This window comes from Kibdelosporangium philippinense, from assembly GCF_021390435.2.
Lineage (GTDB): Bacteria > Actinomycetota > Actinomycetes > Mycobacteriales > Pseudonocardiaceae > Kibdelosporangium > Kibdelosporangium philippinense.
The window spans coordinates 3,430,302-3,445,702 of record NZ_JAJVCN010000001.1; the positions used below are offsets into that span (position 1 = coordinate 3,430,302).

Annotated in this window: 12 protein-coding genes; 6 read left to right on the top strand and 6 right to left on the bottom strand. The window is 65.6% G+C overall.

Annotated elements, in window-relative coordinates; genetic code table 11:
- The first annotated feature begins 113 nt into the window (after positions 1 to 113).
- Both LWC34_RS15870 and LWC34_RS15875 read left to right on the top strand, forming a co-directional pair.
- A complete protein-coding gene (locus tag LWC34_RS15870; protein ID WP_233725831.1) occupies positions 114 to 740 on the top strand; it encodes a hypothetical protein in 627 nt (208 codons plus the stop codon).
- Positions 737 to 1,675 (top strand): hypothetical protein, encoded by a 939-nt coding sequence (locus tag LWC34_RS15875; protein WP_233725832.1) that lies wholly within the window; start codon positions 737 to 739, stop codon positions 1,673 to 1,675. Before LWC34_RS15870 ends, LWC34_RS15875 begins: the two co-directional genes overlap by 4 nt.
- Here LWC34_RS15875 and LWC34_RS15880 read toward each other — a convergent pair.
- Positions 1,590 to 2,411, bottom strand: a complete 822-nt coding sequence (locus tag LWC34_RS15880; RefSeq protein WP_233725833.1) for a hypothetical protein — start codon at positions 2,409 to 2,411, stop codon at positions 1,590 to 1,592. The genes LWC34_RS15875 and LWC34_RS15880 overlap by 86 nt on opposite strands.
- Positions 2,399 to 6,778 carry a serine/threonine-protein kinase gene (locus LWC34_RS15885; protein ID WP_233725834.1) on the bottom strand — a complete coding sequence of 1,460 codons (4,380 nt, stop codon included), beginning with the start codon at positions 6,776 to 6,778 and terminating at the stop codon, positions 2,399 to 2,401. The genes LWC34_RS15880 and LWC34_RS15885 overlap by 13 nt, the downstream gene beginning before the upstream one ends.
- On the opposite strand from LWC34_RS15885, the gene LWC34_RS15890 reads away from it, so the two are divergent.
- The 3 genes from LWC34_RS15890 (at position 6,747) to LWC34_RS15900 (ending at position 10,122) form a co-directional block, all read left to right on the top strand.
- The gene (locus tag LWC34_RS15890) at positions 6,747 to 7,676 is read left to right on the top strand and encodes an SRPBCC family protein (protein ID WP_233725835.1); all 930 of its coding nucleotides are present in this window, start codon (positions 6,747 to 6,749) and stop codon (positions 7,674 to 7,676) included. The two genes, LWC34_RS15885 and LWC34_RS15890, sit on opposite strands and share 32 nt — an antisense overlap.
- A gap of 10 nt (positions 7,677 to 7,686) precedes the next feature.
- Positions 7,687 to 8,688 carry an aldo/keto reductase gene (locus LWC34_RS15895; protein ID WP_233725836.1) on the top strand — a complete coding sequence of 334 codons (1,002 nt, stop codon included), beginning with the start codon at positions 7,687 to 7,689 and terminating at the stop codon, positions 8,686 to 8,688.
- Positions 8,689 to 8,808: 120 nt separating this feature from the next.
- Positions 8,809 to 10,122, top strand: a complete 1,314-nt coding sequence (locus LWC34_RS15900; RefSeq protein ID WP_233725837.1) for a M28 family peptidase — start codon at positions 8,809 to 8,811, stop codon at positions 10,120 to 10,122.
- Positions 10,123 to 10,128: 6 nt separating this feature from the next.
- On the opposite strand, the gene LWC34_RS15905 is transcribed toward LWC34_RS15900, so the two are convergent.
- Together LWC34_RS15905 and helR are read right to left on the bottom strand one after the other, a co-directional pair.
- Complete coding sequence (locus tag LWC34_RS15905) at positions 10,129 to 10,698, bottom strand: P-loop NTPase family protein (RefSeq protein ID WP_233725838.1); 570 nt, start codon at positions 10,696 to 10,698, stop codon at positions 10,129 to 10,131.
- A gap of 10 nt (positions 10,699 to 10,708) precedes the next feature.
- Positions 10,709 to 12,886 (bottom strand): RNA polymerase recycling motor ATPase HelR, encoded by a 2,178-nt coding sequence (gene helR / locus LWC34_RS15910; RefSeq protein WP_233725839.1) that lies wholly within the window; start codon positions 12,884 to 12,886, stop codon positions 10,709 to 10,711.
- Positions 12,887 to 13,135: 249 nt separating this feature from the next.
- Between helR and LWC34_RS15915 the strand changes: the two genes are divergently transcribed.
- Complete coding sequence (locus LWC34_RS15915) at positions 13,136 to 14,014, top strand: DMT family protein (RefSeq protein WP_233725840.1); 879 nt, start codon at positions 13,136 to 13,138, stop codon at positions 14,012 to 14,014.
- Here LWC34_RS15915 and LWC34_RS15920 read toward each other — a convergent pair whose 3' ends face one another.
- Positions 14,015 to 14,557, bottom strand: a complete 543-nt coding sequence (locus tag LWC34_RS15920) for an isochorismatase family protein (RefSeq protein WP_233725841.1) — start codon at positions 14,555 to 14,557, stop codon at positions 14,015 to 14,017.
- Positions 14,554 to 15,399: an LLM class flavin-dependent oxidoreductase gene (locus tag LWC34_RS15925; RefSeq protein WP_233725842.1), complete on the bottom strand. Its 846-nt coding sequence runs from the start codon at positions 15,397 to 15,399 to the stop codon at positions 14,554 to 14,556. Before LWC34_RS15925 ends, LWC34_RS15920 begins: the two co-directional genes overlap by 4 nt.
- Between the last annotated feature and the right edge of the window lie 2 nt (positions 15,400 to 15,401).

Sequence of the window (15,401 nt, forward strand, 5' to 3'; positions counted from 1 at the left end):
TGTTGAACCTTCGCGGCTGACCCGGAAACCGGAAACTTCCGACACTTTTCCCCTCGTGGTCACGAAGTTACCCGCCTTAAGGTTGCGGGCAACTTCGCACCCGAGGGGAAAAGTTGAGTCGTTCTGCAGTGGTGCTCTTCGCGGTCGCCGGAGGCGCTTTCATCGCGGCGACCACGCTCACCGCCGTGGTGATCTCCGCCGACATCCCTGAGCCCTCCGACAATGCCCCGCCGACGATCACCCCGCTGGCAGCAACCGCGACAACCCAAACAACGAGGCCAGTCGGCCCACCCGCATGTTTGATCGGGACCTGGCGGAGCACCGACGAGCACACGACGGTCAAGTTTTACACCGATCAGCCGCCATTCTCGTTCACCGGGCGTGGCCGGTTCTTGATTCTCCGGCCGGACGGAACTGGCGGCGAGCGGCGCGAGGGCTTCACGCAGACCGCCCAGTATCGCGGCCGTGAACAGCGGATCGTCAGCGACGGCAAGTACGAGTTCCGGTGGAGCGCGGACGCCAAAGCCATCACCTACGAAGGGCCGTCAGCCGCAGAGATGACCTTCCGGTACTTCGACCATCGCGGGCTGCTCAATACGCAGCCGCTGGTCCCGGACCCGAACTGGAAAGAAGTCGACAACTACACCTGTTCGGCGACACGGCTGACCGAGACCGCCACGAACAGCTCGGGCTATCGGTCGGTGTGGGTCCGTACCAAGGAAACCGGGGTGTACGGATGATCCGCGTCCTGCTCGCAGCAGCCCTGATGACCTTCCCCGCACCGCCCGTCGACCCGGTGGACATCGCCGAACCCGCGTTCGTGGCGGTCAGCGTAACCTGGCACGGCTGGGTCCGTGACAAGCAAACCGGCGAGGTTTTCGGCGGCGCCAAGGGATACGAGGTCAAAGCGAACTGCCCAGGCGCGGTGATCAACCCGGCCGGATACGTCGTGACCACCAGCCACTGCGTCCACAGTAGAGCAGGCAGCGAAGCGTTGTTCGACCGAGCCATCGCGGATCTACGGAAGGTCGGACGGGTCGGTGATGCCTTAAAGGCCCGCACTATGTTGGCAGAGAAAGCGATCGCCGAAGGCCCCGCGCAGGACCGATCGCTCGGTCGTGTGATCACAGTGGACAGGGACACCGCCACGGTCGTCGATCTCAAAGCACCGGATGACGGCGATATAGCAGTGCTCTGGATTCCCCGCACCGGTTTGCCGTCGATCGAAGTCGCGGCCGGGCCGGTCGACGTCATGCAAGACGGCCGCGCGCTTGACAAACAAGGCCGCCTGCTCGGCCTCGCACGCCACAGTGGAGGAATCGCGCAGGCGAAGGCAGTGCACGACCTGATGCGGGACATCAAACCCGCGCTAGGTGTCCACGACCGCAACTACCGCACCGGCCTAGAACGCTTCTACGCCGGAAGCTACGACTCAGCCGTGGACTACTTCACCGCCGTGGTCAAAGACTCCCCAACCAACACCCAAGCCGCCGATTTCAGAGACATGGCCCTAGCCAAAGGCGGTTCGCCGAGCGACGGCCGCGAACTGACAACTCTTCTCGCGTACATCCTCGGCGGGATCACGCTGGTTACCGCAGGTCTGGGGGTGTGGCTGGTCCTGCGTCGGGCCGCTGGCGCGCGGATCGCTCAACCGCAGCCAGATCCGTCACTGTGACCAGGCGCATTTCTGCCGCACGACGGGCGACAGCGAACCGAATGTTCTGCAACCGCCCGTCGTGCGGCGCCAAGTACGGATCGTCGCGCGCGCCGAACGCGATCGCGGAGATGACCCGGATGGCGTCGTCAACCCGTTGCGGCCGTTGCAGATTCCAGGCGTAGCCGTGCCAGTACAGCACCCGTTCGTAGATCTCACGGTTCGACAGCGGCCTCGGGTAATCGTCCTTCCCAACCAGCCAGGGCTCAGTCAACGCAAGCGCCACGTACCAATCCCGGCTCTCCCGGATGAGGCCTGGCCCGGCGGTCGTGATCTGGCCGGTCGGGTTCGCGGCAACCTCCGCAGGCGGTTGCCCGAGAGTGACATCGATGCTGATCAGCAGGTCGGCGAAGCCCTGGTCGGTCTGCCTGCCGAGCAGTACGACCAGTTGGTTCTCGCCATCGTCCAGCAGCGCGGACATCGATCTGGTCATGATCACCCGACGGGCGCCACCGGGCGCGTCGAACAGTCCCGAAAGCTGCCCTTCCCCCGCACCAAGCCATTTCAGCGTCACGGTGTCCGTGCCGACCACCAGCTCACCGACCAATCGTGAGATGTGTGGCGCGCAGTTGGGCAACGTCAACGCGATGGCGCCGGGTTTGAGCGCGTGGTGTGGCGCACGGCCGAACAGCAACGACTCCCCCGGTTTCAGGACGACTGAAGCAATCCCTGGCCCGCGAACAACTACTTGGGACACGTTGGCACACTACCGCGATCCGGTCCGAGCGACGCCCATTGATCGGCCATCGCGTCCTTGTCCAACCGGCCACAGATATCCCGGACCGCGTTGTCCGCATTGAGATCCCAGATCCGTGCGCTGCCGTCGGCCGAGGCACTGATCACCCGCGTTCCGGTGGCGTCGAAGGTCGCGTCGTTCAGCGAGTCGTCATGCCGGTCAAGGCGCGCGAGTTGCTTGCCGCTCGGGAACTCCCACAGCCGCAGCACGGTGTCCTGGCTGGCGGTGACCATGGTCTTGCCATCGGGCGTGAACCGGATCCGGCGGATTGGGGCGTCGTGCCCGTTGATCTCGCCAATTGCTTGCCCGTCTTGCACACGCCACAGGCGCACGACCCGGTCCGATCCGCCGGTCACGAGGGTCTGACCGTCCGGGGTGAACTCGGCGTCCATGGCCAGGCCGTCGTGCCCAGCCAGGATCTTCATCGGCCCAGCGGGATCGGCCATGTTGAGCAGCCCGACCTTGCCCGCGGACAACGCGACCGCCAGGAACCGGCCGTCCCGGCTGTACATGACCGAAGTCGGGTAGTTGGCCGAGATCACGGTGACGTTCTGCGGTTCCTGCCTGGTCGGCCGCCTGCTCGTCATCGTGAGGTCATCGGCCTTCAGGAAGACGATCTCGTCCCGGTCGGCGTCTTTGCCCGCGTCCGCTGGGCTCTTGCCCGCCAGTGCGATGGTCTGGCCGTCCGGGCTGATCGAGAACTCGCCGAACTCCGTGCCAGGCCTGGAGAACCTTGCTTTCTCTGCCCCGGTGGCCACGTCGAAGGCAACGACCGCGCCATCCGAACCGGCCGTGATCACCCTGGACCCGTCCGGGGTGAAGGCAACCGAGGTGGCTTTGCCGCCGTGTGAGAACTGTCTGATCAGGTCGCCGGTTGTGCTGTCCCACAACCGGCCCCTGCCATCGCCGCCAACCGTGGCCAGCAGTTTCCCGTGGCTGGCGACACCGACCATCGCCGCGTCACGCGGGCCCAGCACAGCTCGTTGGAAAGCCCAGACCGTGATCTGGCCTGCTGAGTCGGCGCTGAGGAACGTATGGCCGTCGCCGCCGGTCGTGAGCGCGAACGTGGTGACCGAGCCTGTCCCGAGGCTCAGCATCGATTGGCCGGACGCGATATCCCAGATATGGATGGTCGTCCCCGCTCCCGCGGCCATCAACACCGTTCCGACGGAGTTGAACGCCACCGCGCTGAATCCGCCTTCGGCCGCTTGCTTTTCCATCACCTGTGTCCACTTTGCCGTGTCCCACAGTCGTAAGTGGCCGTCCGGATCGACCGTCGCGAACGCGGTTCCGCTGCGATCGAACGTCATCGCGCTGACCTCATCGGTGTGGCCGGTCAAGGTCGCGACCGTAGCGCCATCACGCGCTTGGCGGACAACGACATCTTTGCCGCTGGTGGATGCGACGAACTTGCCGTCCGGGCTGTAGGACATCACAAGCGAGCCGGGTGCGGCGAATTTCGCGGTTTCGGTGAGCTTGGCCGTGTCCCACACGGCCATGCCCTGTTCGGTGAACGCGGCGAAGGACGATCCGTCCGGCGAGATCTGGCCGTCGATCGCCTTGCCGGGCAAAGCAAAGATCTGCTTGCGTTCCGGGACGTTCCACAGTGTCAACGACGCCTTGAGAACGTTGACAGCCAACAGGAATCGGCCGTCCCGTGACATCGAAACCGAGCGGTACCAGCCATCATCGTCGTACAGGACGGCCAATTGCTTGCGGTTGGGCACATCCCACAACCGCAGCGAGCCGTCCCGGCCACCGCTGGCGGCGATCTTGCCGTCGTCACTCATCGCGACTGCCGAGATTGGACCGTCGTGTCCGGACATCCGGCCGCGGTAGTGATCAGTCTGCACGCCAAGCAAAGCGCTACGGCTTTCGATCGTCTGCCCGGCTTGCCAGGAACCCAACGCCAGCAAACCCGTTCTGGCGTGGTCGATCCCTCTGGCCAATTCGGATTCCGCGGCGAGCTGACGTGACAAGTTCAGCTGCCGTCCCAAATCAGCGCGGTCACGCTCGTTGCTCGCGTCCTGTTGCAACTGAGTCGCCACCACGACAGCACCCGCAGCCACCAGCAACAGCACACTCAGCGCGGCAACCATCGTGCGCAGGCGCCTGGTCCGCTTGCGTGCCGCGATCGCGCCCGCGTGCTCGGCCGCGTTCGAACGCTCGAGAAACTCCTGTTCAGCGGGTTGGAGCTGGGTTCGTCCCTGCTCAAGCCACGCGTTGACGGTCCCGAGCCGGACCCCACGATAGAGGTCGTCTTCCTGCTGCCCGGAGTCCACCCAAATCCGGACCGCGTCCGTGAACCGCCGGTGCTGGATGAGGCCAGCGCGGTCCTCGTCGATCCAGTCGCGTAATCGCGGCCACGCCGTCAACAGCGCCTCATGGCTCAACCGTGCCCCGGTGTCGTCCACCGTGACCAGGCGGGATGCGATCAGGCCGTCCAGGATGTGCCCGCCGATCTCACGCGGATCCACCCGCCGCCGCGCGACCGCGCCATCGTCGGACACCGTGACCAGGCGCAACAACACCGCGCGGAGCACCTCACGCCCCGGCGGGTCGAGCTGGGCATAGATGTCCTCCGCGGTACGGGACACCGCGCCGTCGATCCCGCCTGCCCGGCGATACGCGGCGAGCGTGAGCGTCGAGCCTTCGCGGAAGTTCCATGCTTCTCGCAGCGCGTGTGCCATTCTCGGCAACGCTCCGGGGTCATACCCGGCCTCGCCCCGGACTCCAAGATCGGCGATCAGCCGTTCCGGCAGCCCCGGCTCGATGTCCACACCGAAGTCCCGCGCTGGCTGCACGATCGCCTGCCGCAGCTCGGTCGCGTCCATCGCGCCCAGCAGCACAGGCGCGGTCAGGGCCGGGATCAGCGGCGACAGTTCGATACACCGGTCCACCAGGTCGGCCCGCACAGCAAGCAGCACCAACACTGGTCGGGCGTTGGCCAGGGCCGTGGCGAACGCGCGGCAATCTTCGTCCGGGACGCCATGCGTGAACAGCTCCTCGAACTGGTCGACCACGATCACCATGCGTTTCCCGCACAACGACCCGAATTCCTGCGGCTGCTGCCGGATCCTCGCCGCCAGCTCAGCCGGTTCCCCGCCGACGTGCGGCGCGATCGCCGCGGCCAGCGTGCCAATCGGGTCCGGCCCTGGCGTGATCACGACGTGCTGCCAGTCGATCAACGTCGGCATCAGGCCCGCGTGCAGCACCGAGGACTTGCCCGCGCCAGAAGCACCGACCAACACGACAGGTTCGCCGCCGTCGAGCTGCTCTGCCATTCGTACCAACAAATCCGTGACGACGTGCGCGCGGCCATGGAACAGATCGGCGTCGTGTTCGTCGAATCCAACCAGGCCCGGGTAAGGCGTGGTCGCGGTGATCGGCAAGGTCGGTTTACGGCGTGGCGAGGACGATCGCAGGATCGCTTTGACCAGTTTCGCCTGGTCCTCGGTGGCGGGCGCGGCCTTCTCGGTGGCACCGGCATAGGCGGCCGCTTTCGCCTTGTCCACGAGCTCGGCGGTCGTGGTGAACCGGCGTGCCGGATCTTTGGCCATCCCGCGCATCACCACAGAGTCCAGTTCCCTGGTGATCGCCGGGTGAAACACCGAGGGCGCGGGCGGCGGCTGCAACAGATGCGCCGCGATCTTGGCCGCCGGGTCGGACGCTGGATGCGCCAACCGCCCGGTCAAGCACTCGAACAGCACGCAGGCCAGGGAGTATTGGTCGGACCGGCCGTCGACGGGACCTGCCGACAGCCGTTCCGGCGCCATGTAATCCCAGGTGCCGATCAGGTCGCCGGACCTGGTCAGCGCGGTCGCTTCTGGTGAGGTTTCCCTGGCGATGCCGAAATCGGCGAGATAGGCGTGGTCGTTCTCGTCGAGCAGGATGTTCGAGGGCTTCACGTCCCGGTGGATCAGGCCTTCGGCGTGCGCGGCATCCAGGGCGGACGCCACCTGGGCGAGGATTTTCGTCACGCGATCGGGGGCCATCGCGCCATCGCCCAAGGCCCGGCGCAGGTCGGTCCCTTCGATCAGCATCATGTCGATGAACAGGTCGCCGTCGACCTCGCCGAAGTCGTTGACCGGGATGACGTTCGGGTGCTTCAACGCGGCCGCCAGCCGTGCCTCCCGCTTGAACCGGGCCCGGTAGTCGCGATCGGTGACCGAATTGGGCAGCCGCTTGAGGGCGATGACCCGGTCGTGCACGGTGTCGTAGGCACGGTGAACCACGCCCATCCCGCCCGTGCCAAGCAGTCCTTGGATCCGATACGGGCCAAATACTGGGACGTCCGTGGGTTCCGCGTTCAGCGCACCGGCCACCATGTGGGAAACCTACCGATGCCTCGCCCCTCTCCGCGGCGGCAAGTTTGCCGTCAACGGCGGATACTTGATCGCGATGGGAATCGTGTACTCGAGCGTCCTGGACGCTCCACTGCAGCAGGTGTTCGACTGGCACGCGCGGCCGGGTGCTTTGGTCCGGCTCAGCCCGCCGTGGCAGCCGGTCCACGTCGTGCAGGAGTCCGACTCACTCCGGGACGGCACAGCAATCCTCGGCATGCCCGGTGGCGTGCGGTGGATCGCCCAGCACCAAGCCGCTGGCTATCACCCGCCGGACGTGTTCGTCGACCATCTCGAAGGGCCTTTGTCGCGGGTCACGTATTGGCGCCATCGGCACGAGTTCACGGCCGAGGGCCCGTTGCGGACTCGGTTGACCGATCGGGTCGAAACTCCGGTGCCGAAGGCCGTGCTTCGGCCCATGTTCGACTACCGCCACCAACAGCTAGCGGCCGATCTGGCCGTACACGCGGCATACAGCAAGACTCCGTTGACCGTCGCGGTGACAGGTTCCGAAAGTGCGATCGGTACTGCGTTCACCGCGTTGTTGTCGACGGGCGGGCATCGCGTTGTCCGGTCATTGGACGGAGTCGATGGCGTTGTAGACCTGGCTGGTTCTTCCATCGAGCTTGCTCGGCGCGCTGCCAGTGCTGGCGCACGGGTTTTCGTGAACACGTCACGTTACCGGGAGGACACTCCTGGGATTCGGATGGTGTGGGTGCGTCCGTCGAGCCTTTCTCGTGATCATCTCTGCGATTTCTACCTTCGGGCACTCGTGGACGATCGGTTGAGCGGCCCGGTGAACGCCGTTTTGCCCGAAACCACAGTGGTTCGTCCGCGGGGGAACTTGCTGAAGTCCATAGTGGACCGGCTGACCAGCCGGTAGGCTCCGCGCCATGAAGTACCGCACGATCGGTCAGGATCCCAAGACACGCCGTGAAGTCAGCGTGCTCGCGCTCGGCACGATGCACTTCGGCACGGGGACAGATGAGGAGACCGCGTTCGCGATCCTCGACCGGTACGTCGATGCCGGGGGCACGTTCATCGACACGTCAAACAACTACGCGTTCTGGGTGAACAGCAGCCAGGGCGGGCAAAGCGAGGCCGTCTTAGGCCGCTGGCGGGCAAGCCGCCATGTCCCCGACAGCGTGCTGATCGCGACCAAGCTCGGCGGCCGTCCCAACGCGGCGGGCCTCGACTTCGCCGCGACCGCCAAGCCAGAGAACATCGAAGGCCTGTCCGCCAAGGTGATCCGCGAATCCGCCGAGCGCAGCCGGGACACCTTGGGGGTCAACAAGATCGACCTGCTCTACGCCCACGTGGAGGACACGGCCACACCATTGCAGGAAACCGTCGAAGGTTTCGCCGAACTGGTCACGGACGGAACGGTCGGGCTGCTTGGCGTGAGCAACCACTGGTCCTGGCGGGTCGAGCGGGCTCGCGCGCTCGCGGCGGCCGCTGGTTTACCGGGTTACGAACTCCTGCAATATCAGTACAGCTATCTGCGGTCCCGGACCGACCGGCCGGGACGCCGTTCCCAGGACGGGAATCAGGGGTACTTGAGCGGCGATCTGTTGGCGTACCTGCGTGAAACGCCAGATCTGTCGTTGGTCGCTTACTCACCACTGTTGGGTGGCGCGTACGCCCACGCGGACCGCGACCTCGGCCCGGACTGGGATCACTCCGGAACTCCATTGCGGCGCACGGCTTTGCAGGAAGTTGCGAAGGAGACCGGCGCCACGGTCAACCAGGTCGTCCTGGCCTGGATGCTCGGTGGCGACCTGCCAATCATCCCGCTCGTCGGCGCCTCATCGGTCAAACAGATCGAGGAAAGCATTGCCGCTGTGGACCTTGAACTGTCCGCGGACCAGCGGCTCAAACTCAATTCCACGCACTGAAGCCTGTCGTGAGTGGTTATCCGCGTTCTAACGCGCCTAACCACTCACGAGGAAAGAATGGGAACAAACCGATCCGAACGGACCTACTTCGGACACCGACGGGCGGGGAAGCTCACGTGAATGATGCGTACGCGAACCCTGCTAGCCACCCTCACAGCCAGTGCGCTGGCCGTGGGCGGGCTGGTCATCGGATCATCAACCGCGACGGCGTTACCGGCGAAGGCCCTTGCGGCGCCGGACATTTCGCTGACCAACGTGCAAGCTCACCTGAACACCTTACAAACCATCGCGAACAACAACGGCGGCAACAGAGCACACGGCCGTCCGGGCTACCGGGCGTCGATCGACTACCTCCAGTCACAGCTCAACGCCGCTGGCTACACCACGAGCCTGCAGCAGTTCACCAGCAGCGGCGCCACCGGATGGAACCTGATCGCGGACTGGCCTGGCGGGGACGCCAACAATGTCCTCATGTCCGGCGCGCACCTGGACAGCGTCTCCGCGGGCCCAGGCATCAACGACAACGGATCCGGGTCATCCGGTTTGCTCGAGGTCGCGTTGACGGTTGCCCGGACGAGCTTCCAGCCAGACAAGCACTTGCGGTTCGGGTGGTGGGGCGCCGAGGAGCTGGGCCTGATCGGGTCGACGTACTACGTCAACAACCTGCCAGCGGCCGAACGGACCAAGATCAAGGGCTACCTGAACTTCGACATGATCGGCTCGCCGAACCCCGGCTACTTCGTCTACAGCGCAAGCGGACAGCCCACGGGGTCGATCGAATTCCAGCGTGCCCTTGAAGCACACTTCGCGGGCATCGGCGTGCCGACCGAGCTGACCTCGGTGGGTGGACGGTCAGACCACGCGGCCTTCGCCAGGGCAGGTATCCCGACCGGTGGACTGTTCACGGGCGCTGAGGTGATCATGACAGCCGCTCAGGCGCAGAAGTGGGGCGGCACCAGCGGAGTCGCGTTCGACCGTTGCTACCACCGCGCCTGTGACACGACGACCAACATCAACGCCACGGCGCTCGACCGTAACAGTGACGCGATTGCCACGGCGATCTGGGCGCTGTCGGGACCGGTCACGCCTCCTGGCCCGCGCTTCGAGAACCCTGACGACGTTGCCATCCCGGACCTCGCGACGGTCGAAAGCCCGATCACGGTGACGGGCGTGCCGGGTAACGCCCCTGCAGCGCTCGCGGTTGGCGTCGACATCATCCACACCTACCGTGGCGACCTCATCGTCGACGTGGTCGCGCCCGATGGCACGGCCTACAACATCCATAACCGCGGGGGCGGTAGCGCCGACAACCTGACTGGAACCTTCACTATCAACGCGTCCAGTGAGGTGGCCAACGGAACGTGGAAGCTGCGTGTGCGTGACGCGGCCAACGCGGACGTCGGCCGCATCAACGCATGGAGCCTGCAGTTCTGACGATGCTCACGGGTTGGCCGGGCTCCCCGGCCAACCCGCCTTCAGCCACGCGTCCACCTGACACTGGCCACGCAACCGGACGACCACCAAATGCGGAAAACGCTTCTCCCGCAGGACTTCGATCACCTGCTGCCGGATCTTCGGGTACATCCGCCACGAGAGCTTCACGATGTGGTCCGGATCCTTGAAGACATCGCGCAGCGGCCCTTCGGTGTTGCCCGACCAGAGCTCGGTCTTGGTGATCCGCCGGTGCAGTGTGCGCTTGATGACCCGATACATGGTCAGCCACCTCGGGTGATCAAGCCACACCAGCAGTTCCGCGTTCGCGCCGATCTGGTCACGGACCTCGTCGCCCTGCCATTCGATGACCCATTCCGGACCGCTGACAACCTGCTTCACGTCATCGATCCAGGTCTCCCTGACTGTCCAATTAGGTCCGTGGAACAACGAGTCGATGTCCACATATGGCACGCCAAGCGCACGGGCCAAGCTCGACTTCCCTGAACCAGCGGGACCGGCCACAGCGATCTTGCGCGGGCGAATGGGCAACGGGTCATCGAAACGCAGCAACGGCACGGTGTTGATCTTATTGCTCGACCAGTCCACTCAGTGCCTGCGGCAACCAGCCTCGGTGCAGAACGCCGAGACGTTGGGTCGCACGCGTGAGAGCGACGTAGAGCTCAGCCGCGCCACGAGGGCCATCGGCAAGGATCCGCTCCGGATCCACGACCAACACCGCGTCGAACTCAAGCCCATTGGTCTCCGACGCGGGCACCGCGCCAGGCACTCCCGGCGGCCCGATCACGATGCTGGTTCCTTCACGACCGGCTTCCTCGCGCACGAATTCCTCAATGGCGCCAGGCAATTCGTCCGCGGTGACCTGCCGGGACCATGGCTGGACACCGGATGCGCGGACCGACTCCGGCGGTTGGACGGTGGGCGCGAACTCGGCGAGCACCGCGGCCGCGACGTTCATGATCTCAGCCGGGGTGCGGTAGTTGACCGTCAGCGACCGGTAAACCCAGCGGTCCGGCACGTACGGCGCCAGCATCGCGTCCCACGAAGTCGCTCCGGCCTCCGACCGGCGTTGCGCGAGATCCCCCACGACCGTGAAGGATCGGTTGGGGCAGCGCCGCATCAGCACCCGCCAGTCCATTTCGGACAGTTCCTGTGCCTCGTCGACCACGACGTGCCGATAGGTCCAGTCCCGGTCCGCCGCAGCACGTTCGACCAGTTCACGGGTGTCGCGCTCGACGAACCGGTCGGCCAGCGCCCCGGAGTAGAGCAGGTCGTCCACGCGCACAAGGACGTCCTCATCCATCTCCGCGTAGTCCAGCCGGAGGATGTCCATGACACCAGCCGCATACTCGGCTTCCGCCTGACGTTCCCGCTCGATCGCCTGCTCAGCGACCTTGTCGGCTGCCTTGTCGCGGCCAAGCAGGTCCACGAGCTCGTCGAGCAGCGGCACGTCCGACACTGTCCACGCCTCTCCGTCAGCGCGCAGCAACGCTTGGTCAGCGCCCGCCGCACGCAGCCGTGACGCAGACGAGTAGAGCGGCGCCAACAGCGTCTCCGGCGTCAGGATCGGCCAGAGCTCGTCCATCGCGACCGTGAACGTCTCATCTGCCGCCAACTCTTTGAGCAGGTCCGTACGCATCTCCTCCCACGCTTCCTTGTCGGATCGCGTCAGCCAGCCCTTGCCAATCCGAGCGATCGCCCGCTCAGTGAGCACATACGTGACGATCTCGATGAACACCGAGCGGGCCTCGTTGTGCGGCAACCCGCTGATCCGCGCTTCATCCCTGGCCCACTCCGCGGTTTCGGCGTCGATCCGGACCGTGACGTCACGCAACTCGATGGGTATCGGGTTCTCCGGCAACCGCTGACGGTCAGCGATCGCGGCCTTGAGCACGTCAAGGATCTTCAGCGATCCCTTGAGCCGGGCGGCTTCCGGCGTGTCCTCGGCGGTGACGTGCAGACCGGGGACGAGGTCGCCCGGCGTCATGAACACGACATCGGACTCGCCAAGCGACGGCAGAACGCGGCCGATGTGGTTCAGGAACGCCGGGTTGGGCCCGACCACGAGCACGCCGTGACGCTCCATCCGTTCCCGCTGGGTGTAGAGCAGGTACGCGACGCGGTGCAGCGCGACCACGGTCTTGCCGGTACCTGGGCCGCCCTCGATCACGAGGACTCCCGGGTGGTCGAGCCGGATGATCTCGTCCTGCTCGGCCTGGATCGTGGCCACGATGTCGCGCATACCCTCATCACGCGGCGCGTTGACCGCCGCCAGCAGGGCCGCGTCGCCGCGCTCATCGGCACTGGGACGGCCGAACACCTCGTCGGTGAAATCGACTATCCGCCGCCCCTTGGTGAGGAACTGGCGGCGCCGGCGCATGTTCTCCGGGTTCGCGCCGGTGGCGACGTAGAACGCACGTGCCGCGGGCGCGCGCCAATCGAGCAGCACCGGCTCGTACTGGTCGTCCTCGTCGAAAAGGCCGATCCGGCCGATGTACGAATGCTCGCCCGAAATGGTGTCCAACCGGCCGAAACACAATCCGTTGTCGGCGACGTCCAACCGCTTCGCCTCTTTGGCCAAGGCGCGAACCTCGACGTCACGCTCCATCGGCGTACCGCCGTTTCCGCGCAATGCCGCGGTGTATTCGCGCCTCACCCTGGCACGTTCGGCGTCGAGCCGGGTGTAGAGCCCGGATACGTAGTTCTGCTCGGACCGCAATTCCTCGTCGTACCCCAGAGTTGACACATGCCCCTCACAGCGGCTAAGTTGGTACCAGGAAGGCGGGTTTGCCATTCATTGAATGGCGAGCACGCCAATTTTTTATTCTCCCTACCTTGTCAAGTGGCGCCGTACGACGACCGCGTTTCCTGCCCGATATCTCCCAATCGCCACCCAAGATCCGCAGCACCGGTAAGCTGGCGGCAAGAGGGGTGTCGTTCACGTCCACTTTCCGGGACGGTTGTTTGGCGTTGAGATTGGGCGAGTACTGGGGCTATGACTGACTTGATCATCGCGGTGGTGCTGTGTGTGATCGTCGCGATCGCGTACGCCGCGGCAGCGCTCATCCAGGCGCGATACGCGCACCTGACGGTTGCCCAGCTTGCCCGCGTGCCGGTGTTATGGCTGGCGATCGGCCTCAACGTCCTCGGCGCGGCGCTGCACGTCGCCTCATTGAACTTCGGTCCGCTGTCCCTGATCCAGCCCCTCGGCGTGCTCACGCTGGTGATCGCGGTGCCGTTCGCGGCGTGGACCGCCCGGCGCAAGCCGACCCGCCTGGAAATGACCGGCATGACCTACACGGTCGTCGGCCTCACCGGCCTCGCCCTGATCATCACCACATCCGGCAAGGCCGACACGCTCACGTCGCTTGAACTGGTCCTCCTCGTCGTCGGCACGACAATCCTCGTCACGGTGCTTGCCCTCATAGGCCGCCGACCGGGCGCGTCGACCTTATGGGAGGCCATCGCTGGCGGTGTGGCGTTCAGCGTGTGCTCGGCCTTATGCCAGACGATCGTGGTCACCGCAGGCAATAACGGTTTCGCAGCGTTGTTCTGGCCCACGACAATCCTCGCCATGGTCGCGGTGGGCACGTTCGCGATCACCGCGACGATCCTGACGCAGCGCTCGTACCGCAACGGACTCAGCGCGCCACTCGCCGTGACCAACCTCGTCAACCCCGCCAGCGCCACCATCATCGGTGTGTCACTGCTCGGCGAAAACCTCGCCACCACCAACGTCGAAATCGCCCTGGCAGTCATTTGCGGCGTGCTCGCTGGCCACGGCGTCGCCCAGCTCGCCCGTGCCCGGGACGTCGCGGCGACGATCACCGTGCCGCCGACGACGCCCCAGAAGGACGCGCAGCCCGTCCCGTAGCTACTTGAAGTCGACCTCGGCCGCCAAGCGCACGGTCAATTCGCCGCCGGGATGCACAGCAGTGCTCAGGATCCGGTTGTGCCGGTCGATGATCTGCTCCGCAGTCAGCCCCGCGGCAGGATCGCCATCCGCCGCCGGTGCGTGCCCATCGCCAACAAGCACCACATCCAACCCGTGGCTCAACGACGACCGTGCGGTCGCGTCCACGCAGTAGTCGGTGGCAACCCCAGCCAGCACAACGGTGTCCACATCGTGTTCGAGGAGCAATGCGGCGAGGTTCGTGCCGTAGAAGCAATCCGTTGCGGTCTTACGAATCACCACGTCGTCGGGTTGCAGGTCAAGCCGGGCGGTGAGCTGCGCGTCCGGCGACTCGGGATCGAACGTCGTCCCACTCGGACCGATCTGCTGAAGCGCGATCACCGGAATGCCGCTGTCACGCGCCTTTCGGGCAACGACAGCGATCCGATCAGCCAGTTCCTCCCCGCGCCACACCTGTGGCATGAGAACTTCCTGCATGTCCACGATGACCAACGCCGTACTCATTTGAGATCCCTCCAGACAGCGGCCACAGCCGCGAGGTCACGCCATGCCCGCTCAGGATGCTTGAGTTCATCGGGATCGCCCCCGAACGTGTCCAGCAGCACCGCCTCAGCCCCAAGGGACCGCAGCGTTTCGAGGTCCCCGGCAATCTGTGCGAGATCACCGACGCCCGCCAGCCGGTCATCACCGGTCACCTGTTCGTCTGACGGCCGGAGCACGATCCGCGGCGCCAACCCGGGAACCGGAAGGCCTTCTTGGGCGGCAACGGATTTCAGCCATTCGGCGGCTTCGTCCAACCAGGATGCCTTGCAGCGCAGCGGATGCCACGCTTCGCCGAGCCGTACCGACCGCCGGACCGCCGCCGCGCTGTTGCCGCCGACCCAGATGGGAATCCGGCCTGCGCGGTAGTCGTCTTCCCGCTGCCACGCTGTTCGCACCGCCAGCAGGTGCTCGTCGGTGAGCTTTCCGCGCTGCCTGAACGGCACGCCGAGCGCGTCGAACTCCTGCTCGGCCCAGCCGACGCCGACCCCGAGGACGAACCGGCCGCCGCTGAGATCGGCCAAGTTCGCCGCCATCCGCGCGGTCAGCAACGGGTGCCGGTAGGGCACGATGAGCACGGTCGTGCCAAGCATGATCCGTCGAGTGGCACCGGCGAGCCACGAAAGCGTGGTGAACGGTTCGAAGAACGGCGCCGGGTACTTCTTGGCGACGTCCGGCGTGACCGCGATGTGGTCGGACATCATGAGCAGGTCGAATCCCAGGCCTTCGACCGTCTGCGCCCAGTCGCGCAGCACACCTGGATCGGTGCCTGGACCATAGTTGGGGACGTTCACGCCAATCTTCATGA